We start from the raw sequence: 670 nt of genomic DNA on the forward strand, positions 1-670 counted from the left end.
TTTGTTGTAGGTGGCGGGGCCGGGCCCTGCCGTCGCGGGCGGGCCGCCGGCCGCCATGTGCTCGCCCAGCTTGCGCCAGCCTTGCAGGAAAGGCCCCCCCTCGCCCGGGGGGAGCCCCGCCGGCGAGGGGGCCGCGCCGGCCGGCGGCGCCGGGAGCGCCGCGACTGAGTTGCTGGGCCGACGGTGCGGGGGAGACCAGCGCCGCGCTGCTGCTGCTGCGGCACGCCGTCCGCCGGCTGGGCGGCGCGACCGGCGACGTCCTCGGCGCGCTCGTCGAGGTCGCGGCCACCGCGGCGCTGGTCGTCCTGGCCGCTCAACCCTGATGACCAGGGGCGCGCCGGGCCGGGTCGCGGGACGGCAATGCTTGATCCAAAAGGACGAAACCGGTCACCGGGACGACTAACATCGTGCTACGTGACGAGCATCAGCCTTGACAGCGCAGACCTGGCCAGCCTCGACGTCGACGCGATCGTGATCGGCGTCTCCCCCGCCGGCGAGGGGGCCGCGCCGGCGGGCGGCGCGGGGGACCTCGACCGCGCGATGGACGGCCGGCTCACCGGCGCGCTGGCCGCGCTCGGCGCCACCGGCAAGGCCGGGGAGATCACCAGGCTGCCGTCGCTGGGCGCCGTCACCGCCAAGGTCATCGTCGCCGCCGGGCTGGGCGAGGACC

General features: G+C 77.0%; 2 protein-coding genes. Both read left to right on the forward strand.

The window, feature by feature from the left end; all coding sequences use genetic code 11:
* Window positions 1-323: adenosylcobinamide-GDP ribazoletransferase (locus HUX53_RS40585; protein WP_176401229.1), on the forward strand; the 323-nt coding region annotated here is incomplete at its 5' end.
* Window positions 324-414: 91 nt separating this feature from the next.
* Window positions 415-670, forward strand: a 256-nt coding sequence (locus tag HUX53_RS00780) for a M17 family peptidase N-terminal domain-containing protein (protein ID WP_309236983.1), incomplete at its 3' end; no start/stop codon positions are given.

This window comes from Actinomadura sp. BRA 177 (assembly GCF_013372625.1).
Lineage (GTDB): Bacteria > Actinomycetota > Actinomycetes > Streptosporangiales > Streptosporangiaceae > Spirillospora.